This window comes from Nocardia anocheti (assembly GCF_029675105.1).
Taxonomy (GTDB): domain Bacteria; phylum Actinomycetota; class Actinomycetes; order Mycobacteriales; family Mycobacteriaceae; genus Nocardia.
Genome location: NZ_JAQQFV010000013.1, coordinates 138,050 through 161,839 on the forward strand (window position 1 = coordinate 138,050; position 23,790 = coordinate 161,839).

The 23,790-nt window shown below is 71.2% G+C and carries 27 protein-coding genes; 13 read left to right on the plus strand and 14 right to left on the minus strand.

Annotated elements, in window-relative coordinates:
- Positions 1 to 20: 20 nt before the first annotated feature.
- From QC180_RS28580 to QC180_RS28610, 7 genes are all read right to left on the minus strand, one after another.
- Positions 21 to 560: a TM2 domain-containing protein gene (locus QC180_RS28580; protein ID WP_278265954.1), complete on the minus strand. Its 540-nt coding sequence runs from the start codon at positions 558 to 560 to the stop codon at positions 21 to 23.
- 75 nt (positions 561 to 635) lie between these two features.
- Positions 636 to 1,682: a prolipoprotein diacylglyceryl transferase gene (lgt, locus tag QC180_RS28585; protein WP_474646556.1), complete on the minus strand. Its 1,047-nt coding sequence runs from the start codon at positions 1,680 to 1,682 to the stop codon at positions 636 to 638.
- A 66-nt stretch (positions 1,683 to 1,748) separates the two neighbouring features.
- Positions 1,749 to 2,549: a tryptophan synthase subunit alpha gene (gene trpA, locus QC180_RS28590; RefSeq protein ID WP_278265956.1), complete on the minus strand. Its 801-nt coding sequence runs from the start codon at positions 2,547 to 2,549 to the stop codon at positions 1,749 to 1,751.
- Positions 2,546 to 3,808: a tryptophan synthase subunit beta gene (gene trpB, locus QC180_RS28595; RefSeq protein WP_278265957.1), complete on the minus strand. Its 1,263-nt coding sequence runs from the start codon at positions 3,806 to 3,808 to the stop codon at positions 2,546 to 2,548. The genes trpA and trpB overlap by 4 nt, the downstream gene beginning before the upstream one ends.
- The gene (gene trpC, locus QC180_RS28600; protein WP_278265958.1) at positions 3,805 to 4,626 is read right to left on the minus strand and encodes an indole-3-glycerol phosphate synthase TrpC; all 822 of its coding nucleotides are present in this window, start codon (positions 4,624 to 4,626) and stop codon (positions 3,805 to 3,807) included. Before trpC ends, trpB begins: the two co-directional genes overlap by 4 nt.
- Before the next feature lie 115 nt (positions 4,627 to 4,741).
- Positions 4,742 to 5,419: a TIGR02234 family membrane protein gene (locus tag QC180_RS28605; RefSeq protein ID WP_278265959.1), complete on the minus strand. Its 678-nt coding sequence runs from the start codon at positions 5,417 to 5,419 to the stop codon at positions 4,742 to 4,744.
- Entirely contained in the window at positions 5,416 to 6,954 is a 1,539-nt protein-coding gene (locus QC180_RS28610; protein ID WP_278265960.1) for an anthranilate synthase component I, read from the minus strand. Before QC180_RS28610 ends, QC180_RS28605 begins: the two co-directional genes overlap by 4 nt.
- A gap of 136 nt (positions 6,955 to 7,090) precedes the next feature.
- Between QC180_RS28610 and QC180_RS28615 the strand changes: the two genes are divergently transcribed.
- The 4 genes from QC180_RS28615 (at position 7,091) to QC180_RS28630 (ending at position 9,179) form a co-directional block, all read left to right on the plus strand.
- On the plus strand, positions 7,091 to 7,369 hold the full coding sequence (locus QC180_RS28615) for a hypothetical protein (RefSeq protein WP_278265961.1): 279 nt from the start codon (positions 7,091 to 7,093) through the stop codon (positions 7,367 to 7,369).
- Positions 7,370 to 7,482: 113 nt separating this feature from the next.
- Positions 7,483 to 7,953 (plus strand): peroxiredoxin, encoded by a 471-nt coding sequence (locus QC180_RS28620; protein ID WP_278265962.1) that lies wholly within the window; start codon positions 7,483 to 7,485, stop codon positions 7,951 to 7,953.
- A gap of 60 nt (positions 7,954 to 8,013) precedes the next feature.
- Positions 8,014 to 8,574 carry a permease gene (locus tag QC180_RS28625; protein ID WP_278265963.1) on the plus strand — a complete coding sequence of 187 codons (561 nt, stop codon included), beginning with the start codon at positions 8,014 to 8,016 and terminating at the stop codon, positions 8,572 to 8,574.
- A gap of 137 nt (positions 8,575 to 8,711) precedes the next feature.
- Positions 8,712 to 9,179: a MarR family winged helix-turn-helix transcriptional regulator gene (locus QC180_RS28630; protein ID WP_278265964.1), complete on the plus strand. Its 468-nt coding sequence runs from the start codon at positions 8,712 to 8,714 to the stop codon at positions 9,177 to 9,179.
- Here QC180_RS28630 and hisI read toward each other — a convergent pair.
- The gene (hisI, locus tag QC180_RS28635; protein ID WP_278265965.1) at positions 9,176 to 9,520 is read right to left on the minus strand and encodes a phosphoribosyl-AMP cyclohydrolase; all 345 of its coding nucleotides are present in this window, start codon (positions 9,518 to 9,520) and stop codon (positions 9,176 to 9,178) included. The genes QC180_RS28630 and hisI overlap by 4 nt on opposite strands.
- Positions 9,521 to 9,527: 7 nt before the next feature.
- Positions 9,528 to 10,781 (minus strand): PucR family transcriptional regulator, encoded by a 1,254-nt coding sequence (locus tag QC180_RS28640; RefSeq protein ID WP_278265966.1) that lies wholly within the window; start codon positions 10,779 to 10,781, stop codon positions 9,528 to 9,530.
- Positions 10,782 to 10,914: 133 nt separating this feature from the next.
- Here QC180_RS28640 and QC180_RS28645 point away from each other — a divergent pair, with 133 nt between their 5' ends.
- The 8 genes from QC180_RS28645 (at position 10,915) to QC180_RS28680 (ending at position 18,547) form a co-directional block, all read left to right on the plus strand.
- Positions 10,915 to 11,673, plus strand: coding sequence for an ABC transporter ATP-binding protein (locus QC180_RS28645; protein ID WP_278265967.1), 759 nt, complete (start codon positions 10,915 to 10,917; stop codon positions 11,671 to 11,673).
- Positions 11,674 to 11,744: 71 nt separating this feature from the next.
- Positions 11,745 to 12,461, plus strand: a complete 717-nt coding sequence (locus tag QC180_RS28650; RefSeq protein ID WP_278265968.1) for an ABC transporter ATP-binding protein — start codon at positions 11,745 to 11,747, stop codon at positions 12,459 to 12,461.
- The gene (locus tag QC180_RS28655; RefSeq protein ID WP_278265969.1) at positions 12,458 to 13,336 is read left to right on the plus strand and encodes a branched-chain amino acid ABC transporter permease; all 879 of its coding nucleotides are present in this window, start codon (positions 12,458 to 12,460) and stop codon (positions 13,334 to 13,336) included. Before QC180_RS28650 ends, QC180_RS28655 begins: the two co-directional genes overlap by 4 nt.
- Positions 13,333 to 14,373, plus strand: coding sequence for a branched-chain amino acid ABC transporter permease (locus QC180_RS28660; protein ID WP_278265970.1), 1,041 nt, complete (start codon positions 13,333 to 13,335; stop codon positions 14,371 to 14,373). Before QC180_RS28655 ends, QC180_RS28660 begins: the two co-directional genes overlap by 4 nt.
- The gene (locus tag QC180_RS28665) at positions 14,363 to 15,625 is read left to right on the plus strand and encodes an ABC transporter substrate-binding protein (RefSeq protein WP_278265971.1); all 1,263 of its coding nucleotides are present in this window, start codon (positions 14,363 to 14,365) and stop codon (positions 15,623 to 15,625) included. Before QC180_RS28660 ends, QC180_RS28665 begins: the two co-directional genes overlap by 11 nt.
- Positions 15,626 to 15,697: 72 nt before the next feature.
- Positions 15,698 to 16,441 carry a DUF8020 domain-containing protein gene (locus QC180_RS28670; protein ID WP_278265972.1) on the plus strand — a complete coding sequence of 248 codons (744 nt, stop codon included), beginning with the start codon at positions 15,698 to 15,700 and terminating at the stop codon, positions 16,439 to 16,441.
- A gap of 113 nt (positions 16,442 to 16,554) precedes the next feature.
- Positions 16,555 to 17,709 carry an acyl-CoA dehydrogenase family protein gene (locus QC180_RS28675; RefSeq protein WP_278265973.1) on the plus strand — a complete coding sequence of 385 codons (1,155 nt, stop codon included), beginning with the start codon at positions 16,555 to 16,557 and terminating at the stop codon, positions 17,707 to 17,709.
- Between the two features lie 67 nt (positions 17,710 to 17,776).
- Positions 17,777 to 18,547 carry a hypothetical protein gene (locus QC180_RS28680; protein ID WP_278265974.1) on the plus strand — a complete coding sequence of 257 codons (771 nt, stop codon included), beginning with the start codon at positions 17,777 to 17,779 and terminating at the stop codon, positions 18,545 to 18,547.
- Between the two features lie 9 nt (positions 18,548 to 18,556).
- On the opposite strand, the gene hisF is transcribed toward QC180_RS28680, so the two are convergent.
- From hisF to QC180_RS28700, 4 genes are all read right to left on the minus strand, one after another.
- On the minus strand, positions 18,557 to 19,372 hold the full coding sequence (gene hisF / locus QC180_RS28685; protein WP_278265975.1) for an imidazole glycerol phosphate synthase subunit HisF: 816 nt from the start codon (positions 19,370 to 19,372) through the stop codon (positions 18,557 to 18,559).
- A 4-nt stretch (positions 19,373 to 19,376) separates the two neighbouring features.
- Positions 19,377 to 20,198 carry an inositol monophosphatase family protein gene (locus tag QC180_RS28690; protein ID WP_278265976.1) on the minus strand — a complete coding sequence of 274 codons (822 nt, stop codon included), beginning with the start codon at positions 20,196 to 20,198 and terminating at the stop codon, positions 19,377 to 19,379.
- A gap of 8 nt (positions 20,199 to 20,206) precedes the next feature.
- Positions 20,207 to 20,938, minus strand: a complete 732-nt coding sequence (gene priA / locus QC180_RS28695) for a bifunctional 1-(5-phosphoribosyl)-5-((5-phosphoribosylamino)methylideneamino)imidazole-4-carboxamide isomerase/phosphoribosylanthranilate isomerase PriA (protein ID WP_278265977.1) — start codon at positions 20,936 to 20,938, stop codon at positions 20,207 to 20,209.
- 251 nt (positions 20,939 to 21,189) lie between these two features.
- Positions 21,190 to 21,792: a maleylpyruvate isomerase family mycothiol-dependent enzyme gene (locus QC180_RS28700; protein WP_278265978.1), complete on the minus strand. Its 603-nt coding sequence runs from the start codon at positions 21,790 to 21,792 to the stop codon at positions 21,190 to 21,192.
- A 235-nt stretch (positions 21,793 to 22,027) separates the two neighbouring features.
- Here QC180_RS28700 and QC180_RS28705 point away from each other — a divergent pair, with 235 nt between their 5' ends.
- Positions 22,028 to 23,284: a DUF2786 domain-containing protein gene (locus QC180_RS28705; RefSeq protein ID WP_278265979.1), complete on the plus strand. Its 1,257-nt coding sequence runs from the start codon at positions 22,028 to 22,030 to the stop codon at positions 23,282 to 23,284.
- On the opposite strand, the gene QC180_RS28710 is transcribed toward QC180_RS28705, so the two are convergent.
- On the minus strand, positions 23,285 to 23,782 hold the full coding sequence (locus QC180_RS28710; protein WP_278265980.1) for a nitroreductase/quinone reductase family protein: 498 nt from the start codon (positions 23,780 to 23,782) through the stop codon (positions 23,285 to 23,287). It abuts the gene before it with no gap.
- Positions 23,783 to 23,790 lie beyond the last annotated feature (8 nt).

Below are 23,790 nucleotides of genomic sequence, written 5' to 3' on the forward strand. Positions count from 1 at the left end.
CGTTTTACGACGGTGCGCGATCAGTCGCGCAGCGGGCGACCCTGCACATCGGGGACCTTGCCGGTGAGCATCAGGATGCCGTCGACGAGCGTCCAGACGACACCGAAACCGCACGTGCAGATGGTGACCGCGATCTGGGCGATGCCCAGGCCGGTGTAACCCAAGTAGAAGCGGCCGATGCCGAGACCGCCGACGAAGATCTGCAGCAGGCCCGCGATCAGCTTCTGCTTGTCGGAGTAGGGCACGCCGTACATGTCCCGGCCGTAGGGCGCCTCCGGGTCGGCCGGGTTGTAGCCGGTGGGCATGCCGTAACCGGGCGCGTACCCCGGCTGCGGCTGGGCGTACGGATCGGGCTGACCGTATTGCGGCTGCCCGTACTGCGGCTGGCCGTAGCCGGGCTGCTGGGCGTAGGGGTCCGAGGGCTGTCCGTACCCCGGCTGCTGCGCGTAGGGGTCCGACGGCTGGCCGTAGGCGGGCTGCCCGTACTGCGGCTGCCCGGGCTGCTTGCTCAGGTCGGGCCCGTACTGCGGATTGGGGTTGTAGGGGTCGGTCACACTCATGTCCTCCATCATTCGTGCACGGCGGTTGTCCGGAATGCTGCCGCACCGCCGCCGTTTTGGCGAACCGGTCCGCGATCAGGATTTCTTCGCGGCCGGTGCGCTCGCTTCGGTCTCCGGCTCGGATGTCTCGGCGTCGGACTCGGTGTCCTCGGACTCGACCGGCTCCGGCTTCTTCGTGACGTCCACCGCGGCGTTGTCGGCCGCTCCGGCGGCGCGCAGGGCCGCGATCTGCCACGGCCACGGGCGCGGTTCGCCGTCGGGCTGCAACTGCGCGGGGGTCTCGCGGCCCTTGGTCGCCAGCGCGAAGTAGGCCATCGCGCCGAGGAACACCAGCGCGGAGGTGAAGGAGTTGATCCGGATGCCCAGGATGTGGGTCGCCTCGTCGTTGCGCATCAGCTCCACGAAGAACCGGCCGAAGCTGTACCCGGCCACATAGAGCGCGAACAGCCTGCCGTGCCCGATCTTGAAGCGCTTGTCCAGCTGCACCAGCAGCACCACGATCAGGATGTTCCACACCATCTCGTAGAGGAAGGTGGGATGCACGACCTCCTGCACCTGGCCGGTGGACACGCCGTTCATCATGTCGCGCGCGCCGGTCTCGGGATCGAACCGGTTGTAGATCTCGAGGCCCCACGGCACCTCGGTGGTGCGGCCGTAGAGCTCCTGGTTGAAGTAGTTGCCGAGGCGACCGATGGCCTGGGCCAGCAGCACCGCGGGCGCGATCGCGTCACCGAGGGCGGGCAGCGGGATCTTGTAGACCCGGCAGCCGATCCAGGCGCCGACACCGCCGAAGAACACCGCGCCCCAGATGCCCAGGCCGCCCTGCCAGATGTAGAGCGCCTCGACCGGGTTCCTGCCCTCGCCGAAGTATTTCTGCCAGTCGGTGGCGACGTGGTAGATCCGGCCGCCGATCAGGCCGAACGGCACCGCGAACATGGCGACGTCGAGCACCGCGCCCGGATGTCCACCGCGCTCGCGCCACCGCCGTTCACCCCACCAGATGGCGACGATGATGCCGAGGATGATGCACAGCGCGTACGCCCGCAACGGAAAGGGTCCGAGGTGCCAGACACCCTGGGGCGGACTCGGAAGGTAGGCCAGGACTGGGTTCACGGGACCCACGTTAGTGCAGGCCCGGACAGAACTCGGGCCCGGCAGCACGTCGGCGGCCGGGCCCGGGACCCTCGATCAGGAACGCACGGTCGCCGAGCGCACGCCCTCGGCCAGTTCGGCGGTCAGCGCGCGCACCGCGTCCAGGCTCTCCCCCGCGGCCGAGACCAGCGCCGATCCGACGATCACGCCGTCGGCGTAGGCGGCGATCTCGGCGGCCTGGGCCCCCGAACGCACGCCCAGACCCACGCCGATCGGGATGTCGGAGTGCGCGCGGATGCGGGCGCACAGCGCGGGCGCGGCCGAGGAGACCGCGTCGCGGGCACCGGTGACACCCATGGTCGAGGCCGCGTAGATGAATCCGCGCGAGGCCTCGAGGGTCTTCACCAGGCGCTCCTCGGTGGAGGACGGCGCGACCAGGAAGATCCGGTCCAGATTGTGGGTGGCCGAGGCGACGAACCAGTCGTCGGCCTCGTCCGGGATCAGGTTCGGGGTGATGACACCCGCGCCGCCCGCCGAGGCCAGATCGCGGGCGAAGGTGTCGACGCCGTAGCGCAGCACCGGGTTCCAGTAGCTCATCACCACGGCCTGACCACCGGCGGTGGTGATGGCCTCGACCACGGAGAACACGTCACGCACCCGCACGCCACCGCGCAGGGCCTGCTCGGCGGCGACCTGGATGGTCGGGCCGTCCATCACCGGATCGGAGTAGGCGACGCCGACTTCGACGATGTCGCAACCGGATTCGACCATCGCCCGGCAGACCTCGATGGACCCGGCCAGATCGGGGTAGCCCGCGGGCAGGTAGCCGATCAGGGCGGCCCGGTCCTCCGCGCGCGCGGCGGCGAAGGTGTTGGCCAGACGGGATTGCTGACTCACTGAGCGTTCTCCTCGGCGGCGTCGTCGTCGAACAGACCGAACCAGCGGCCCGCGGTGTCCATGTCCTTGTCGCCGCGACCGGACAGGTTGCACAGGATGATCGCGCCCGGGCCGAGCTGCTCGCCGAGCTTCAGCGCGCCCGCCACGGCGTGCGCGGACTCGATGGCCGGGATGATGCCCTCGGTGCGCGAGAGCAGCAGCAGCGCGTCCATCGCCTCGGTGTCGGTGATCGGCTCGTACTCGGCGCGACCGATGTCCTTGAGGTAGGCGTGCTCGGGGCCCACGCCCGGGTAGTCCAGACCGGCCGAGATCGAGTGCGATTCGATGGTCTGGCCGTCCTCGTCCTGCAGCAGGTACGAGTAGGCGCCCTGGAAGGCACCCGGGGTGCCGCCGGTGAAGGTGGCCGCGTGCCGACCGGTCTCGACGCCGTCACCGGCCGCCTCGTAACCGATCAGCCGGACCCCGTCGTCGGGGATGAAGGCGTGGAAGATGCCGATGGCGTTGGAACCGCCGCCGACGCAGGCCACGACCGCGTCGGGCAGCCTGCCCTCGCGCTCGAGCATCTGCTCGCGGGCCTCGAGCCCGACCACACGCTGGAAATCGCGCACCAGCAGCGGGAACGGATGCGGGCCCGCGGCGGTGCCGAAGCAGTAGTAGGTGTCGTCGGCGTGGGACACCCAGTCGCGCAGGGCCTCGTTGATGGCGTCCTTGAGGGTCTGCGAGCCGGTGGTCACCGAGACGACCCGGGCGCCGAGCAGACGCATCCGGGCGACGTTGAGGGCCTGGCGGGCGGTGTCGACCGCGCCCATGTAGATCACGCAGTCCAGGCCGAGCAGCGCGCACGCGGTCGCGGTGGCGACACCGTGCTGCCCGGCGCCGGTCTCGGCGATGACGCGGGTCTTGCCCATCCGCTTGGCCAGCAGGGCCTGGCCGAGCACATTGTTGATCTTGTGCGAGCCGGTGTGGTTGAGGTCCTCACGCTTGAGGAAGATCCGCGCGCCGCCCGCGTGCTCGGCCAGGCGCGTGCACTCGAACACCGGCGACGGACGGCCGGTGTAGTCGCGCTGGAGCCGGTCGAGCTCGTCGAGGAAGGTGTGGTCGGTGCGCACCTTGTCGTACTCGGCGGTGACCTCCTCGATCACCGCCATCAACGCCTCGGGGACGTGCCGTCCGCCGTAGACGCCGAAGTGGCCGCCCGCGTCGGGCTCGTAGTCGCTGGGCTGGGCGACGCCCGCGCTGGCCTGGGGCAGCGCGGTCACCGGATGCTCCGCCGGGCGGGCTTCGGGCAGGACGGGTGGGTGCCCGCGGTCACCAGCTCGGAGACGGCGGCGCGCGGGTTACCGCTGGTCACCAGGCCCTCGCCGACGAGCACGGCGTCGGCCCCGGCCCCGGCGTAGGCCAGCAGGTCGGCGGTGCCGCGGATGCCGGACTCGGCCACCCGGATGACCTCCGAGGGCAGGCCGGGCGCGATCCGGGCGAAGACGTCACGGTCGACGTCGAGAGTCTTGAGATTGCGGGCGTTCACGCCGATCACCGAGGCACCGGCCTCGAGCGCGCGGTCGGCCTCCTCCTCGGTGTGCACCTCCACCAGGGCGGTCATGCCGAGGGATTCGGTGCGGTCGATCAGCGCGGAGAGCACGTCCTGTTCGAGCGCGGCCACGATCAGCAGGATCACGTCGGCGCCGTGCGCGCGGGCCTCGTGGATCTGGTACGGGCCGACGACGAAGTCCTTGCGCAGGACCGGGATGTTCACCGCCGCCCGCACGGCGTCGAGGTCGTCGAGCGACCCGCCGAAGCGGCGGCTCTCGGTGAGCACGCTGATGATGCGCGCGCCCCCGTCCTCGTAGGCCTTGGCCAGCACGGCCGGGTCCGGGATGTCGGCCAGCGCGCCCTTGGAGGGGCTGGCACGCTTCACCTCGGCGATGACACCGATCCCGTCCTCGTGCAGGGCGGCGCGGGCGTCCAGCGGCGCCTTGGCGGCGGCCGCTGCGGCTTTGATCGCCTGAAAATCGAGGAGGGCTTCACGGGCGGCAACATCCGCCCGAACCCCGTCGAGAATCGAGTCGAGTACCGTCATCTGGCTCGAATCCTTTCTGGGGAGACGAACTTCTCACCCGAGAGTCCCCTCGGGCGCTGTCTCACCGATGCTGGTCAAGAATAGTGGTTGCCACGGATGTCAAGTGCGGCGGGGGTCACGGTTTCCGGTCACCGGGCGCGGCGTCGTCGTCGGGGTCCTCGGTCGGGTCGGTGCCCGCGTCCAGCGCGTCCCAGAGCACCCGATCCGACAGCGGCGCGGCGGTGCCGTCGTCCTCGCGCTGCTTGCTGACCTGGGCGCTGGCGTCGGCGCGGCGGAAGACCGGGTTGTCGTACTTGCCCGACAGCTCGGTGGCGACGGTGGCCTTGCGGGTCAGCAGGACACCGGCGGTCAGCGCGCACAGCGCGGCCACGATGGACAGGATCGCGGGCGCGAGGTGGGTCTCGGCGCTCTCGACCACCGCGCGCACCGGCAGCTCGGCCAGCGTGCCCGCCCGTTCGGCGGTGCGTCCGGCGCCCACGGTCAGCGCGAAGCCGGGCACCGCGGCGACGGCGGCGACCACCGCGATCACCACCCCGAGCAGCTGACGCAGCGCGCCCTTGACCGCGAACACCGCCGCGATCGCGGCCACCAGCACCAGCGCGAGCGGGGTGAGCGCGCCGAACCAGGTGGCGCCGTCGAGGTCGTCGGTGCGCGGCTCGGTGAGCCCGTCAGCGGAGTGCACCGTCACCCAGGTCATCCGCGAGGACGCCCACAGTCCGGCGGCGGCCACGGCCAGCAGCGCGACCGGGACGACCGGCTTGGCCTGCGCGGGAGCGGGTGCGGCTGCCGTCATGCCGGTCCGCCCTCGTAGGTGCGCAGGGTCTGGGCGGCCGCGATCGCCCGCAGCACGGCCATGGCCTTGTTGCGGGCCTCGGTGTCCTCGGCGATCGGATCGGAGTCGGCCACCACACCCGCACCGGCCTGCACGTAGGCGGTGCCGTCCTTGAGCAACGCGGTGCGGATGGCGATGGCGGTGTCGGCGTCACCGGCGAAGTCGAGGTAGCCGACCACGCCGCCGTAGATGCCGCGCCGGGTGGGCTCGAGTTCCTCGATCAGTTCCATCGCGCGCACCTTGGGCGCGCCCGAGAGCGTGCCCGCCGGGAAACACGCCCGCACCGCGTCCAGGGCGACCTTGCCCTCGGCGAGATGCCCGGACACCGTGGAGACCAGGTGCATGACGTGGCTGTAGCGCTCGACGTGGCGGTACTGGGTGACCCGCACCGTGCCCGGTCGGCAGACTCGGCCCAGATCGTTGCGGCCCAGGTCGACGAGCATCAGGTGCTCGGCGTTCTCCTTCTCGTCGGCGAGCAGGTCCTTCTCCAGCAGGATGTCGTCCTCGGGGCTCTCCCCGCGCCAGCGCGTGCCCGCGATGGGATGGGTGGTGGCCACCCCGTCCTTCACGGTGACCAGCGATTCCGGGCTGGAGCCGACGATGGAGAACGCGGTGCCGCCCGCGCCGTCGGGGATGTGCATCAGGTACATGTACGGGCTCGGGTTGGACGCGCGCAGCATCCGGTAGACGGCCGACGGGTCGCCGGTGTAGTCCATCTCGAAGCGCTGCGAGAGCACCACCTGGAAGGCCTCGCCCGCCTCGATCTCCTTGATCAGGCGGCGCACGCCCGCGCCGAACTCCTCGGTGGTGCGCCTGCGCAAAAACTCCGGGTCGGGCTGGTCGAAGACCGAGACCGTGGAGGGGGCGGGGGCGGCCAGCGCGGCGGTCATCCGGTCGAGGCGGGCCACCGCGTCGTCGTAGGCGGCGTCGGCGTTCTCGTCGGTGCCGTTCCAGTTCACCGCGTTGGCGATGAGGGTGATGGCGCCCTCGTGGTGGTCGAAGGCGGCCAGGTCGGTGGCCAGCATGAGGACCAGCTCGGGCAGGCCCAGGTCGTCCTCGGCCAGTTCGGGCAGGCGCTCGATGCGGCGCACCGCGTCGTAGCCGAGGTAGCCGACCATGCCGCCGGTCAGCGGGGGCAGGCCGGGCAGGCGCTCGGTGCGCAGCAGTTCCAGGGTCTGGTGCAGCACGCGCAGCGGGTCACCGCCGGAGGGGGCGTCGGCGGGGACGGTGCCCAGCCAGCTCGCCTCGCCGTCGACGACGGTCAGCGCCGAGGGACTGCCCGCGCCGATGAACGACCAGCGCGACCACGATCGCCCGTTCTCGGCCGACTCGAACAGGAAGGTTCCCGGTCGGTCGTCGGCGAGCTTGCGGTAGGCCGAGAGCGGAGTCTCGGAGTCCGCCAGCACCTTTCGGGTCACCGGGACCACCCGGTGTTCGGCGGCGAGCAGCCGGAACTGGTCGCGGGTCGTGGTGGTTGATGTCGACGCGCCCTGCATGTGGCCCATCATCCCAGGCGCGCCACGACGACCGCGCGCTGACCCGACCCCGCGCCGGAACAGGGCGTGACCGGCATCACTACACTCGCGCGCGTTCCATGTCGCATGCGGTAACCCCCTTTTTCCGAGAGGAGCAATGTTGTACCCCTCGCACCAGGGCGCACAGGACGGCCGGTTGGCCGCCCCGTCGCAGCAGCACTACGGTCCCGGCCAGAAGGCGGCCGCGACGAGCGCGCTGAACTCGTTCGTCACCTACGCCAAGGCCATGCAGGATCTCGACAAGACGAAGTTCCCGGACGAGTACGCCGGGCACAGTGAACTCATCCGAGGGCTCGAGCCGCTGCTGCGCGCGCACGGCATCCTCGACGTGATGCAGGTCAAGAGCCCGGAGATCGCCGCGCTGCTCGAACGCTAGGCCGCCACGGCGGGTGCGGTCCGTCGGGGGCGGCGCCGGTCGGCACAGATCCCCGTTCGCCCGCGCGGACGGGGATCTTCCGTTCCGGCCACCCCGCTGGCTAGGGTCGACGGATGCAGCCAGGCCAGACCGCGCCCCCGTTCGAACTCCCCGACCAGACCGGCACACCCCGCTCGCTCGACGGCCTGCTCGCCGACGGCCCGCTGGTGCTGTTCTTCTACCCCGCCGCCAACACCCCCGTGTGCACGGCCGAGGCCTGCCACTTCCGCGATCTGAGCGCGGAGTTCGCCGCCCTCGGCGCCAGCGCCGTCGGGATCAGCACCGACAGTGTCGACGTGCAGGCCGGTTTCGCCACCAAGCAGCGCCTCGACTACCCCGTGCTCTCCGATGCCGACGGCACGGTGGCCGCCGCCTTCGGCGTCAAGCGCGGCCTGCTCGGCAAACTGGCCCCGGTCAAGCGGCACACCTTCGTCATCGATACCGATCGCACCGTCCTCGAGGTCGTCACCGGTGAGCTGCGCGCGGCCGTGCACGCCGACGAGGCGCTGGCCTTCCTGCGCGAGCGCGCCGAAACCAAGAGCTGATCGTGAAACGCCGGGCCGTGGATCGCGGCCCGGCACCGCGACCGCACCTACGCTGGGGAGATGACATCCGGCGAGGTCCAGTCGAGCGGTCAGAAGCCCACGGCCACCGTGTGGCGCAATCGGGCGATCATCACCCTCGCCACGGCCGTGGTGCTGGTGATCGCCTACTTCATCCTCTCCTCGTTCGTGCCGCGCTGGTGGGCGCAGCGGCTGGCGAGCCTGGTGCACGGCAGCTTCAGTTCCGGCATCTGGTGGGGTCTGGTCTACGGCCTGGTGTTCACCCTCGTTCCGCTGCTGCTGATCCTGCTCGCGGTGCGGATGTGGAAACGCAAGGGCGGCAGGTTCATCGCCGGTGCGGCGGTCATCGTCGCGTTGCTCGCCGCGCTGCCCAATCTGATGACCCTGACCATCGTGCTGGGCGGCAACAACGCCGCGCACGCCGGTGAGCGCATTCTCGACGTCGACGCGCCCGCCTTCCGCGGCGCCTGCCTGGTCGGCGCGATCCTCGCCGCGGCGCTGTTCGCGCTGCTGCTGGGCCTGATGGGCAAGCGCGGATTGGCCCGTCGCAAGGCCGCCAAGACCCCGCCGGTCACCGAACCGCCTGCCGCCCCGCCCGTCTGAACACGGACTCGCCTTGCTGTGAGTGACCTCACGAGGACCGCCAACTCGCGGACGCCGTAGCGACGTCGTGGCAAACTCGGTTCGGTGCGCGACCCACTTCCTTCCGCCCGCCGCCCGGCCGCGAGGCAGTCCCGGCGATGACCCAGTGGCTCGACCCGGTCGAACAGCGCGCATGGCAGGCGATCGTCGCCCTCATGACCCGGATCCCCGGCGCACTGGACACCCGTCTGCAGCGGGAGTCCGGGCTGACGCATTTCGAGTTCCGCGTGCTGAGCCTGCTCTCGCAGGAGGCCGGGCACCGGATGCAGCTCAGTGACCTCGCCCACAAGGCAAACGCGTCGCTATCGCGGCTGTCCCATGTGGTGTCGAAACTGGAACGGCTGGGCTGGGCCCGCCGCGACACCACCGCGGGCAGGCGCGGGGTGCACGCGGTGCTCACCGACGCCGGTTTCGAGAAGGTGATCGCCGCGGCGCCGGGCTATGTGGACGCGGTCCGCAAGCTGGTCCTCGACGGTCTCGACGACGAGCAGACCGCCCAGCTCGCCGAACTCGGCGAGGCCCTGTCCGACCGGCTGAACCGGATTCTCGGCGAGGGCGACTGCTAGTTCGCGCCGAGCAGCACGTCGGTGTCGAAGCAGGTGTGCGTGCCGGTGTGGCAGGCCGCGCCCTCCTGGTCGACGATCAGCAGCACGGTGTCGCCGTCGCAGTCCAGCCGCACCTCGTGCACGTACTGGGTGTGGCCCGAGGTCTCGCCCTTGACCCAGTACTGCTGACGCGAGCGCGAGTAGTAGGTGGCCTTGCGGGTGGCCAGGGTGCGCGCGAGCGCCTCGTCGTCCATCCACGCCATCATCAGCACGTCGCCGGTCGCCTTCTCCTGGGCGACCGCGGCGACGAGCCCCGCCTCGTTGCGCTTGAGACGTGCGGCGATGGCGGGATCCAGACTCATGCCTCGTTTATAACAGCAACTCGATCGCGACCAGCAGTTCGACCAGGTCGTTGACGCTGCGCACATTGCGCCCGGTGAGTTCCTGGATGCGCCCGAGCCGGTATTTGGCGGTGTTGAGGTGGATCCGTAGGGTGTCGGCGGCCTCGCGCAGGTTCATGTCGGCGGCGGCGAAGGCCCGGATGGTCTCGGCCAGCGAGCCGCCGCGGGCGCGGTCGTCGGCCAGGGCGGCGCCGATGCGCGGGTCGACGAGCTGACGGGTGGTGTCGTCGGCGCGCAGTAGCAGGTACCGGAACGGGGTGAGCTGCGGAAGCGCCAGGACGCCACCGTCCTCGGGCAGCAGCGCCAGCGCCGCCTGCGCCTGCCGGTAGGCGCGCGGGATCTGGGCGACATCGGTCACCGCGGTGCTCACGCCCACCGCGAGCGCGACGCCCTCGGCGGCGAGTTCGGCGCGCGTGTGGCGCCACCGCTCGCACAACTGCTCGGCCGACCCGTCGACCCCGAGCGCCGGAATGGCCACGATCTCGGCGCCGCGCACCACCGCGAGGGTGCGCAACCCGTTGACGCCCACACGCGCCGCAGCGGCCGAGACCAGCTGCTTGGTCTCGGCGGGCCCGTCGAGCACCACCGCGACCACCACGACCAGCGGCGTGGTGCGCTCGGCGCCGAGGCCGTGCGCGGTGGCCACCGACAGGTGCGGGCCGCTGGTGGGCAGCGTGCCCTCGAGCAGCGCGTCGGTGAGCGCCTGGGTGTCGCGGCCCGACTCGGCCGCCACATACCGCTGGAACTCCAGGTAGGCGTCGGTGGCCTGGGCGCTGATCAGATCGGTGTAGCGGGCCAGCGGACCGGCCAGCGAGAGCACCGCCTCGCGACCCACCTCGCTCTCGCCCGCGTGCGCGAGCAGCGATCGCCAGATGGCACGCTGACCGAGCCGGAACGCGGCGATGTAGTCGACCAGCGGCAGTCCCGAGCGCGCCCGCCGGGCCGCGGCCTGACGGGCGTAGGTGACATCGGCCGGGGTCACGCGCTTGCGTTCGAGCAGCGCGCCGAGGCCGGTGCGGCTGAGCCGAGCCAGCTGGTCGTGCACGTCGGCCAGGAAGCCGGGATCGGCGGCGCCGTACCCGGGCAGTTCGTCGCGGATCGTGGCCATCACATCGTCGGCGATGGCGTCGGCGTGCGCGTAGGCGCAGCCGACGATCCGCGCGCGCTCGGCCTGCACGGATTCGGGCACGGGCGCGGCGACCAGGTGTGATCCAGCTGACATGTCCGGGGAGTTTGCATGTCCGTTTTGCCGGTGTCAACCGGCGGCGGCCCTGTCCGCAGCGGACGACACGGCGGCCCGGAATTGGTCCACAACGTCCGATGTAACCACTGACCTGTGATTTTAGTCTCGGCGCATGCTCGAGATAACCAACCTGACGGTGCGCTTCGGCGGCATCACCGCCCTGCAGGACGTAGGGTTCACGGTCGCCCCCGGCGAGATGGTCGGCCTGATCGGGCCGAACGGCGCGGGCAAGACCACCCTGTTCAACTGCCTGACCCGCCGCTACCGCCCCACCTCGGGCACCCTGCGTTTCGGCGACACCGACCTGGCCTCGGTCCGCCCGGACGCGCTGGCGGGCCTGGGCATCGCCCGGACCTTCCAGAACCTGGGCCTGTTCCCCCGGCTGTCGGTGCGCGACAACATTCTCGTCGGCGCCCATCACCGCGCCGGTGCCGGTTTCATCTCGGCGGGCCTGCGCCTGCCGAGGGTGCGCCGCGAGGAACGCACACTGCGCGCCGAGGCCGACGCCCTGCTCGACCGCCTCGACCTCACCTCCGTCGCCGACCATCCGGCGGCGGGCCTGCCCTTCGGCACCCTCAAACGCATCGAACTGGCCAGGGCCCTGGCGGTCCGGCCGCGGCTGCTGCTGCTCGACGAGCCGGTGAACGGCCTGAGCCACGGCGAGGTCGACGAGTTCGCCGAGCGCCTGCGCGCCCTACAGCACGAGCTGGCGCTGACCGTGGTCGTGGTCGAACACCACATGGGCTTCGTCATGGGCACCTGCGACCGCGTGGTCTGCCTGGAGTTCGGGCGGGTCATCGCGGAGGGGAAACCCGAAGCGGTGCAACAGGACCCGGCCGTGATCCGGGCCTACCTGGGGGTCGCGGCATGAGCGGTCAGCAGCCGGAGGCGGCAGCGGAGCGTGACCACGCAGGCCGCCCGAGCATGCCAGGAGGAGACAGCATGATCACCGTCTCGGATCTGCGCGCGGGCTACGGCGCCGCGACCGTGCTGCACGGCGTGAGCTTCTCGGTCGAGCAGGGCGAGGTGTGCGCGATCCTCGGCCCCAACGGCGCGGGCAAGACCACACTGCTGCGCGCCCTGTGCGGCATGGTCAAGGTGCGCGGCACGCTGCGGCTGGCGGGCACCGAGGTGACCGGCAAGGCCCCGGAGGCCATGGCCCGGCTCGGCGTCGCCCATGTGCCCGAGGGCCGTGGCACCTTCGGCCCGCTCACCGTCGAGGAGAACCTGCGCCTGGGCGCGTCCTCGCGCCGAGACCGCTCCGGCACGGAGGCCGACCTGGGCCGGGTCTACGACTACTTCCCGATCCTGCGCGAGAAGCGCCGCGAGGCGGCGGGCGGACTGTCCGGCGGTCAGCAGCAGATGCTCGCCGTCGGCCGGGCCCTGATGCTGCGGCCGCGCGTGCTGCTGCTCGACGAACCCTCGCTGGGCTTGTCCCCGCTGGTCACCCAGGAGCTGTTCGGGATCGTGCACACCATCAACGAGGAGGAACGCACCACGGTGATCGTCGTCGAGCAGAACGCCCACCTGGCACTGGGTATCGCGCATCAGGCGCACGTGCTGGAGACCGGCCGGATCGTGTTGTCCGGCACCGCCGCACAGATCAGGTCCGACGAGCAGGTCACCCGCTCGTATCTGGGAATCCGGGTGCGGCCGTGACCGAATTCGCGCAGCAACTCGTCGAGGGCCTGTCGGCGGGCGCCATCTACGCCGGTCTGGCGCTGGCCCTGGTCCTGATCTACCGGTTCACCGGCATCGTCAACTTCGCCCAGGGCGAGCTGGCCATGTTCTCGGCGTTCCTCGCCTGGCAACTGAGCCAGGTGATGCCGTTCTGGGCGGCCCTGCCGCTCACCCTGGCGATCTCCTTCGCCGCCGGGATGCTCATCGAACGGGTGATCATCCGCCCGGTCGAGGGGGCGCCGGAGATCACCCTGGTGATCGTCACCGTCGGCCTGTTCTTCACCGTGCACGCCGTGGCGGGCTGGATCTGGTCCTATCAGGTCAAACCGTTCCCGAATCCGTTCCCCGAGGGCGCGATCCGGATCGGCGGGGTGAGTGTCGGCTACGGCAGTCTGGGCATCTTCGCGATGGTCGCCGTCGTGATGGCCCTGCTGTACGTGCTGTTCCGGTTCACCGGTATCGGGCTGGCCATGCGGGCGGTGGCCTGCAATCCGTCCTCGGCGCGGCTGGTCGGCATCCGCGTGGGCACCGTCCTGGCGCTCGGCTGGGGTCTGGCCGCACTGGTCGGCGCGGTGTCGGGCGTGCTGTCGGCGCCGCTGCTGTTCCTCGAACCCAACATGATGGGCGGCGTTCTCATCTACGCCTTCGCGGCGGCGACCCTGGGCGGCTTCGACTCCCCCGGCGGCGCGGTGGCGGGCGGTCTCATCGTCGGCGTCGCCGAAACCCTCACCGGCGCCTATGTCGACGCGATCGGCACCGAACTCAAGATCGGTGTGCCGCTGGTGATCATCCTGGGCGTGCTGCTGGTGCGCCCGCAAGGTCTGTTCGGACACGCGGCGGTGGAGCGGGTATGAGTACGACGACTTCCGAAACGACGACCCCGGTCGCCCCGCGACCGACCACCGTGACCGCACGGCTACGCGCGATCCCGCTGCCCGCCGTCGCGATCACCGCCCTGCTGGTGACCGCCGTCGCGGCCCCCTTCCAGCTGGTGCCCTTCCACACCTTCCAGCTGGCGATGGCCATGATCTACGCGGTCACCCTGCTCGGCCTGAACCTGCTGGTCGGCCACACCGGGCAGATTTCGCTCGGCCACGGTGCCTTCTTCGCTGTCGGCGCCTACACCGCCGCCATCGCGATCCAGCACGGCGACCTGCCCTACCTCGCGACGATCCCGATCGCCGCCGCGGTCACCTTCGTCCTCGGATTCGCGCTCGGCATCCCCGCCCTGCGCCTGCGCGGCCTGTACCTGGCCCTGGTCACCCTGGCCATCGCCATCTTCCTGGTGCCGCTGCTCAAGCGTTTCGACGGCCTCACCGGCGGATCGATGGGTCTCACCGTCACCAAGCCGGTCCCGCCGGAGCGGACCGGGCTGGCCGAGGACCAGTGGTTGTACTTCCTGGCCCTGGCCACCACCGTGGTGAGCTTCGTCCTGGTCGCCGGGATGCTGCGCTCCCGGGTGGGCCGCGCCCTGCACGCGGTGCGCGACAACGAGATCGCCGCCGAGGTGCTCGGGGTGAACCTGGCCCACTACAAGACCCTCGCCTTCGCCTGGAGCGCGCTGCTGGCCGGGGTGGCGGGCTGTGTCTACACCTGGGTGATCGCGTTCGTCTCCCCGGACTCCTTCGCGGTGACGCTGTCGATCACCCTGCTCGCCGGACTGGTCGTGGGCGGACTCGGCACCACCTGGGGTCCGCTGCTGGGCGGGCTGTTCGTGATGTTCGTGCCCAGCCTCGCCCAGGACATCAATCAGGCCGCGCCCGGCGTGGTCTTCGGACTGCTGATCATCGCGGTCATGTACCTCGCGCCCCGCGGGCTGGCCGGTCTGGCCACCCAGGCGGCGCACTGGCTCGGACATCGTCTCCGGAAAGGGAAAATCCATGCGCACTAGGACAATCCGCACCCTCGGGGTGACGGCGGCGCTGCTCACCGCGCTCACCACCCTCACCGCCTGCGGTGGTCGCGGCGGCGAGACCGGCACGGTCGGCCAGGGCGACTGCCGAGGTCAGCAGACCACGGGCCTGACCGACACCACCCTCAAGCTGGGCGGAGTGTATCCGCTGTCGGGCCCGGCCTCGGCCTACGGCGCGATTCCCAAGGGCATCCAGGCGTATTTCGACTACGTCAACGCCGAACAGGGCGGGATCGGCGGCCGCAAGGTCGAATACCTGGTCCGGGACGACGGCTACCAGCCGCCCAAGACGGTCGAGGAGACCCGGCGCCTGGTCGAGCAGGATCAGGTGTTCGCGGTCTTCCAGACCCTCGGCACCGCCACCTCCTCGGCGGTGCGCGACTACCTCGGCCAGCGCAAGGTGCCGCAGATCTTCGTGGCCTCGGGTGCCACCGAATTCGGTGCCGACACCGAACATCCGTGGACCATCGGCTGGCAGCCCAGCTACCGCACCGAAGGTCTCGCCTACGCCCAGCACGTGAAAACCGTGCGGCCGAACGCGACCGTGGCGGTGCTCTACCAGAACGACGACTTCGGCAAGGACCTGCTGAAGGCGTTCACCGAGGGCATCGCGGGCAGCGGCGTCCGGATCGTGGCCGAACAGAGCTTCGAGGTCACCGACCCCACCGTCGACGCGCAGGTCCGCAACCTCGCCAACGCGAAAGCCGATGTGCTGCTGAACTTCGCGACCCCCAAGTTCGCCTCGCAGGCCCTGGCCGCCGACGCCCGCAATACCGACTGGAACCCGCTGCACGTGCTCACCCAGGTGTCCAACACCATGGCGACGCTGCGGCCGGTGGGTCTGGCCAATGTGCAGGGCACGGTGAGCGCCGCCTTCCTCAAGGACGCCGCCGACCCGCGCTGGGCCACCGACGAGGGCATGCGGACCTACAAGTCGAAGCTGGCCCAGTACGCGCCCGGCGTCGACGCGGAGAACCAGCACACCATGGCGGGCTGGGCGATGGCCGAGAGCTTCCGCAAGACCTTCGAGGCCGCCACCTGCCCGACCCGCCAGGGCCTGCGTGACGCCATGCGCTCGCTCGACGGTGTCGCCGCCGACCTCATGCTGCCCGGCATCACGATGAAAACCGGTGCGGGCGACGGCTATCCGATCGAGGCCGTCGGCATCCAGACCTTCTCCGGCGAGCACTGGTCGCTCGCCGACGGCCTGATCGACACCGCTGGCCGCTGACTCCCCCGCGGCGCGATCCGGCGTCGCGGCTCCCCGTACGAACACCCCGATCGATGAGGATCACCCATGAGAATGTCCACCACACTCGCGACCGCCGCCCTGACGGCACTGACCCTGTGCGTCGGCGCGGGCACCGGCCACGCCGAACCGACTCCCCCGCGCACCGACGTCCGCTACGAGGTCAGCAGGCAGGGTGACGCGGCCGTCGTCACCACCGACGGCACGCTGCGTCTGGTGGACGGACAATTGGTGATCACCACCGCCGGGGACATCCCGGTCGCCGCCCTCCCGCTGTCGTATCGGATGGACGACAAGGTCTTCCCCATCGCGGCCAGCATCGAGGGCGGCACCGCGACCCTCACCCCGTCACGTGACGGCGGCACCCCGGTGGCCGCGGCGACCGACCTGATCAGCCAGGACACCGCCGTGCGCCAGGTCGCCGAATCCTTCACGCCCCGTGACCAGACCGCGCTGGGCATGTTCACCCAGCGCCTGACCATCGGCAGTGCGGTCAGCGCCATCATCGGCGCGGTGCTCGGCGGCGGCATCGGCTGTCTGGTCGGCGGCGCGGCGGGCGCGGCCATCGCCAGCCCGGTGATCGTGCTGCTGGTGCCCTGGGTCGGGGCGACCGTCGCCGGGTGTGTACTCGGCGCGGCCACCCTCGGCGCGGTCGGCACCATGGTCGGTCTGATCACCGTGGGCGGTCCGCTGGCGGTGTTCTCGGCCTACCAGTACTTCTCGACGATCCTCGCCCCCTGCCCGGCCGACCTGGGCGCCTACTGCAAGGACCCGGCCGTCCCGGCACCGGCGAAGTAGGAACACCGGCAGCCACCGCGCACCGGCCGCGCCTCCGTCCACGGGGGCGCGGCCGGTCGCCGCGGTGGTGCCCGTCCCGACCGCGCGCACCCGCGCGCAGAAGGCAGAACCCCATGCGCAGAACAGTTTTCGACGCCGAGCACGACCGCTTCCGCACGGCGATGCGCGCCTTCATCGACGCCGAGGTCGTGCCCGGCTTCGGCCGCTGGCACGCCGAGGCCCTGGTCCCGCGCGAGTTCTACTACCGGCTGGGCGAACTCGGCGTGCTCGGCCTCGAGGTGCCCACCGAGTACGGCGGGGCCGGGCGCACTTCGCTCACCTACCGGACCGTGCTGGCCGAGGAGATCGCCCGCGCCGCGGTGTCCTTCGGCGGTGCGGGCGCCCACACCACCCGGTGCCTCCCGCTGCTGACCAGCCTGGCCACCGTCGACCAGCGGCGCCGCTGGCTGCCCGGCGCCGTCACCGGCGAGACCATGTTCGCCCTCGCCGTCGCCGAACCGGGCACCGGCACCGACGCCGCGGGTATGCGGACCACCGCGCCGCTGTCGGCCGACGGCACCGAATACCTGCTCAACGGCTCCAAGACCTATGTCGTCGGCGGAGTGCACGCCGACCGCGTGATCGTGTGCGCGCGCACCGCGCCCCCGCGCGACGACGACCCCGAATACGGGCTCACCCTGCTGGTCGTCGACGCGACCGCCCCCGGCTACCGGCTCGGACGCGCCCTGGACACGGTGGGCCGCACGGTCTCCGACACCGCCGAACTCACCTTCACCGACGTCCGGGTCCCGGCCACCGACCGCCTCGGCGCCCCACACCACGGCCTGGCCGCGCTGGCCGCGCAGGTGCCCCTGGAACGGCTGTCGCTGGCCATCGACGCCTGCGCGCAGGCCAAGGCGGCGATCCGCTTCGCCCGCCGCCACACCCGCCAGCGCGATCGATCCCGCGCACCGGCGCCCTTCCCGCACACCGGGTTCGAGCTGGCCGCCTGCCGCGCCGAGACCGACGCGGTCGAGGCCGTCGTCGACCGCGCCGTCACCGCCTACGACCGCGGCGAACTCACCACCGCCGACGCCGCCTCGGCCGCCCTGTTCTGCACCGAGGCGGCGGGCCGCGTGATCGACCGCTGTCTCCGATTGCACGGCGGGGTCGGCTTTCTCGCGACCTCCCCCATTGCCCGGCTGTGCGCCGACCACCGGATCGACCGTTTCCAGGGCAGCACCGGCGATGTCGTGCGGACCCTGATCACCGCCGAATCACGTCGATGAGCGGTCCGCGCTGATTCGACAGTCCCGAACAGGGTTGTTTACGATTCGCGACGACGAGTGTCAGTTCATGGAGGGGGATCTCGTGCATCCGCAACAGCCGTATCAGCCGTCACCACCCGGCTACCCGCAGCCGCCCTATCAGCAGCCGGGCCATCCACAGCCGCAGTACCAGTCCGGCTATCCCACGCAGGGTGGCTACCCGCCGCAGCCCGGCTACCCTCAGCAGGGCGGCTACCCGCCGCAGCAGCCCGGCTACCCCGCTCAGGGCGGTTTCGCGCCGCAGCCCAGCCAACAGCAGCAGTTCCCGCCCGGCGGCGGTGTCCAGCAGCACGGGGACACCATCGAGGTCACCTACGTCTGCGACGACCGCACCGCCCGTCGGGTGAGTCGCGGCGCCGCGCTGGTCACCTTCCGGCTGCCCGCGAAATGGGCTTTCCTGCTGGTGCTTCCGGCGTTCCTGCTGATCCGCGGCACCATCAAACTGCTCTCCGACGGCGGCCACGCGGAGATCGGCGAGATGTTCGGCGCCTTCTTCATCGTGCTCGGTTTCGAGCTCGTGGTGGTCGGCCTGGCGACCGCCTGGCAGCTGGCCCGGGTGCACCCGAAGTTCACCGCCGTCGCCGGTCCCGGCCACCGGATCACCGCCCGCTACACCCGCGACGCCATGCAGCTGGAGCAGACCAGCGGCCAGGTGACCAACCGCTACGCCGACATCAAGAAGGTGATCGTCGTGGGCGACACGGTGTTCCTGCAGCCCGCGGGCACCCAGGGCTTCGTGCTGCCCAACGAGGTCGTGCCCGAGGCGGCCCTGGCCCGGCTGCGCGGCAGCGGGTCCTGAGCCGACGCGTCAGCGGACGGTGATGCCGTCCGCTGACATCGCGGCCTTGACCTGGCCGATGGTCAGGTCACCGAAGTGGAAGACGCTCGCGGCCAGCACCGCGTCGGCGCCCGCGTGCACCGGCGGCGGGAAGTGCTCGACCTTGCCCGCGCCGCCGGAGGCGATCACCGGCACCTTCACCGCCGCGCGCACCGCCGCGATCATCGGCAGGTCGAAACCGGCCTTGGTGCCGTCGGCGTCCATCGAGTTCAGCAGGATCTCCCCGACCCCGAGCTCGGCACCGCGAATGGCCCACTCGACCGCGTCGATGCCGGTGCCACGCTTGCCGCCGTGGGTGGTCACCTCCCAGCCGGACGGGGTGTCGGGCTGGCCGTCGGGCACGGTACGCGCGTCGACCGAGAGCACGATGCACTGCGAGCCGAAGCGCTGCGACATCTCCGAGAGCACCTCGGGCCGGGCGATGGCGGCGGTGTTCACCGACACCTTGTCCGCGCCCGCGCGCAGCAGCCGGTCGACATCCTCGACCGTCCGCACGCCGCCACCGACCGTGAGCGGGATGAAGATCTGTTCGGCGGTGCGGGTCACCACGTCGAGCATGGTGCCGCGGTCGCCGGTGGAGGCGGTGACATCGAGGAAGGTCAGCTCGTCGGCGCCCTGGGCGTCGTAGGTCGCGGCCAGTTCCACCGGGTCGCCCGCGTCGCGCAGGTTCTGGAAGTTGACGCCCTTGACCACGCGGCCCGCGTCCACGTCCAGGCACGGGATGACCCGCACGGCCAGGGTGCTCGCGGTGGCGCTGCCCGCGCGTTCGTCGGTACGCGATGTCATGATCTCAGCCTCGTTCTTCGTCGCTGACCGTGCAAATCATTTCCAGCAGTTCCTCGTGCACCCCGGGCGCCGCGGCCAGCACCGAGCCGGAGGTGATGGTCCAGGGCCGCCCGGCCAGGTCGGTGACCACCCCGCCCGCCGCGCGCACCAGCGCCACGCCCGCCGCGTTGTCCCAGGGATGGTGCCCGAACACGATCGCCCCGCCGAGCACGCCCGAGGCGGTGAAGGCCAGGTCGATGCCGGTCGAGCCGTGCATGCGCACCCGCGAGGACAGCCTGCTCAGCGCGCCGAGCAGGTCGAAACGGAACTGTCCGGGGATGCGGCCCGCCGAGTCCAGGTTGAAGGCGCCGAAGCCGATCATCGCGTCGGCCAGCTTGCCGGGCACCAGCGGCGGCAGCACGGCGCCGTCGAGCCGCAGCGGTCCGCCCGCGACCGCGCTGTAGCGGCGCCCGAGCACGGGCAGCCAGGTCAGGCCGATCACCGGTTCGCCCTCGTGCACCAGCGCGAGCAGGGTGCCCGAGAGCGGGTGGCCGGAGGAGTAGTTGAAGGTGCCGTCGATCGGGTCGAGCACCCAGGCCGTGCCCTCGGCCAGGGCGGGACCGCCGAACTCCTCGCCGTGCACCGCGATGCCGGTGCGCTGACGCAGCTCGGCGGAAATGGTGCGTTCGAGTTCGAGGTCGAGTTCGGTGGCGAAGTCGTTGCGGCCCTTGGTGACCGCGCTCGGCGCCCCGACACCCTCGACGAAACGCGGGACGGTCGCGTCCAGCACCTGCGTGGCCACGGCCAGCAGGTCGGTCAGTTCGGCGGTGCTCGGTGCGGCGGTCATCGGGGCGGTCAGCGCACCGCGGCCAGGGCCTCGGGCAGGGTGAACCGGCCCGCGTAGAGCGCCTTGCCGATGATCGCGCCCTCCACGCCGTCCTCGGTGAGTCCGGCGATGGCGACCAGGTCGTCGAGCACCGAGATGCCACCGGAGGCGACGACCGGCGCCTCGGCCGCGTTGGCGACCTCGCTGAGCAGTTCCAGGTTGGGGCCGGTGAGCGTGCCGTCCTTGGAGACGTCGGTGACGACGTAGCGCGAGCACCCGTCACGTTCGAGGCGCTCGAGCACCTCCCACAGGTCACCGCCGTCGGTGACCCAGCCGCGCCCACGCAGCCGCCACTCACCGTCGATCTGCTTGACGTCGAGCCCGACCGCGATCCGGTCGCCGTACTCGCCGAGCACCTTGGCGCACCACTGCGGGTTCTCGATGGCGGCGGTGCCGATATTGACCCGCGCGCAGCCGGTGGCCAGCGCCGCCCGCAGCGAGTCGTCGTCGCGGATGCCACCCGAGAGCTCGACCTTCACATCGAGTTCACCGACCACCTGGGCGATCAGATCGCGGTTGCTGCCCTTGCCGAAGGCGGCGTCGAGGTCCACCAGGTGCACCCATTCGGCACCCGCCTGCTGCCAGGCCAGCGCCGCGTCCCGGGGGGAGCCGTAGCTGGTTTCGCTACCGGCCTCTCCCTGCACGAGGCGCACGGCCTCCCCATTGGCGACATCGACGGCGGGCAACAGCACAAGACTCACGTGATCAGACTAGTAGGTCTGCACCCCGGTCGCCGCCACCGGTCGGCACGGGTGAGGTCCGTGTCACCCGGGTGCCCGGCACCACCGGCGGCCACCTGCATCGGATATCCCCGGCGCCCCTTCGGCGTCACATCCAATCCCAGTGAGCAGGAACCGATTACAGGTCCTGTCGGCGGGTGCGGACAGGGTTCGCACCGACGCCCGGGGCCGCTGGCTGGTGCACGAGCTCGACTCGCCGCTGCTGAAGTAGATCAGCCGCACCGGCGGCGGAGTTCGGGGACTCCGTCGCCGGTGAGTTCGTCCAGGGCCACCGTCCGCCCCACCATGGCCAGGGCCAGCGCCTCGCCGGGCCCGCGCACGTCCGGGCCGTCACCCGAGGACCAGTCGATGTCGGTGGCGACGAAGCGCAGGCCCTTGGTGCGTGTGCCCGGGAAGGCGAAGGGGTCCGGGTGGGAAAGGACCGTGCTCAGGCGGTCGGCCGGGATGGCGCGGGGCAGACCCAGCGGGCGTCGGATGTCCTGCTGGTGGACCATGAGGTCGGCGAGCATGAGCCGCGGCGCGTACTTCGACAGCCGTCCGGAGCGATGCGCGAATCTGTCGACCAGTTCGGCCGTGGGCAGCGCGGCGAAGGATTCGGCCAGGGCGTTGTTGATCCGATCGACCGACCCCCGATGCGCGATCGTCGTGCGCAGGTAGGCCAGCGGGCCGAGCGTGTCGGTGAGCAGATGTCCGACCACCTCCCGCACCCGCCATCCCGCGCACAGCGACGACGTCTCCCACTGCTCCTCGCTGAGCCCGCGCAGTAGTTCGATCATCTCCGCGCGTTCCGCGGCCAGCATCCCCCGATAGCTCATGGACTCACTGTAGGCGCCGAGCCGACCACCCGACACCGTTCGCCACCGATTCCCTTCCGCGCGAACATCATCCGCTCGCGCGGCGGAGCACACCCCGTGTGGCCGCGGCCGCGGGGCGCCGGTCCGGCCGTGCGTGCCGTCGCCCGGAAGGGTGTTGTCCTACGACCTACCACGTGATCGTCCGCAGTATCGCTACCGGGACAATGGGCGCTGATGCCGATCGCCGAGGAGGACCGTGGGCAAGCAGAATCGCCGCCGCCGCACCGGCCGCAAAGCCGTGCCGGGACCGGCGCTGGACGCCGACGCCATCGCAGGCGACCCGGCGGCGATCGCCGAATCGCTCACGACCGCCGCGCTGGCGACCGCCCGCGGCGACAAGGCGAGCGTGCGCCGCTTCGTCCAGCACCTCGGCGGCCCGGGCTCGCTCACCACCGACGTGGCCGAGGGCACGGCGCGGGCGAGCCGACGGCTGATCGCGCACGCCTTCGAGACCGGCTGGCTGCCCATGGACGTCCACCAGGCCGCCCGCCGCCGCGTGGACGAGTTCGCGACCGGCTACCTGACCGATCTGATGGCCGAGCACCGAGCGCCCTTCGACCCCGCCACCGTCGATGAAACCTGGCAGAGCCAGCTCGATGCCGTGAACGCGACCGTCTGGTGGACCACCGACCGTCCGCATCCGGTGCAGTGGGCCGACCGCGCGATGCTCTCCGGCGAGGAGGCGCTCTCCGCGATCCTCGACGCCCTCGCCCTGCTCCTCCAGCTTCCCCGCCTCGAACCGATCCGTCCGCTCCCCGGCACCGCGCTACCCGCCGCACGCCACGAGCACGTGGACGAGAAGACTCTGGGTCGAGTCCGCGGCCTGCTCGCGAAGGCCGAGTCGACCTCGTTCCCCGAGGAAGCCGAGGCCCTCTCCGCCAAGGCCCAGGAACTGATGACCAAATACGCCATCGACCGCGCCGTCCTGGCCCACCACACCCGCGACACCACCCTCCCCGGCGCCCGCCGCCTCTGGCTCGACACCCCCTACACCGACGCCAAGGCACTGCTCGTCGACCAGGTCACCCGCGCCAACCGCGCCCGCGCCGTCTTCGCCGCCGACTGGGGCTTCGTCACCCTCATCGGCGACGACCCCGACCTCGACGCGGTAGAACTCCTGGCCACCTCCCTGCTGGTCCAGGCCACCCGCACCATGATCGACACCGCCCCCGACACCGAGGAATCCCGCACCCGCGCCTACCGCAAAGCCTTCCTCACCGCCTACGCCACCCGCATCGGCGACCGCCTGTCCACCGCCACCGAATCCACCATCGCCCACTCCCCCGACCCCACCACCCTCCTCCCCCTCCTCGCCGCCCACGACACCCGCATCACCCAGGCCCTCACCACCTACTTCCCCACCACCCACACCCGGGGCATCACCATCCGCAGCACCGACGGCTGGGACGCGGGCACCCGAGCCGCCGACCGCGCCCACCTGGACAACCGCTGATCAGCGGTCTGGATCGGTCCGCGGGCGAAGGATGACGACGGGGATCTCGCGGTCGGCCCACGCCTGATAGTGCTCGAAGTCGGCATACGCCGCGAGCAGCAAGGGCCACAGCCGTGCCCGCTGCTCCGGGTCGGCGGTGACGGCGTGCACCGGGCGGAGGGTGCGTCCGATCTGAATGTGCGTATCCGGTGTGGCGCACAGGTTCCGGTACCACTGCGGGTGCGTCGAGAGCCCGCCCTGCGAGGCGACGACGACCGTGTCCGCGCCGTCTACGAGGTAGAGCAACGGCGTCGTGTACACCGCTCCCGACCTGCGTCCCCGGTGATCGAGCAACAAGGTCGGCACCGGCTTCCGAAACCCCGCCCCCACACGCCATTTCCCCCCGACGCGCCCACCGGTCCGCCGATAGACCCACACCTGCGTCTTCCCCATGATCTTGAAGATCCTGGGCAGCATCGGAGAATCGAGATGCTTGGGACGCGGAGGAACAGCGGTCATCCACCGAC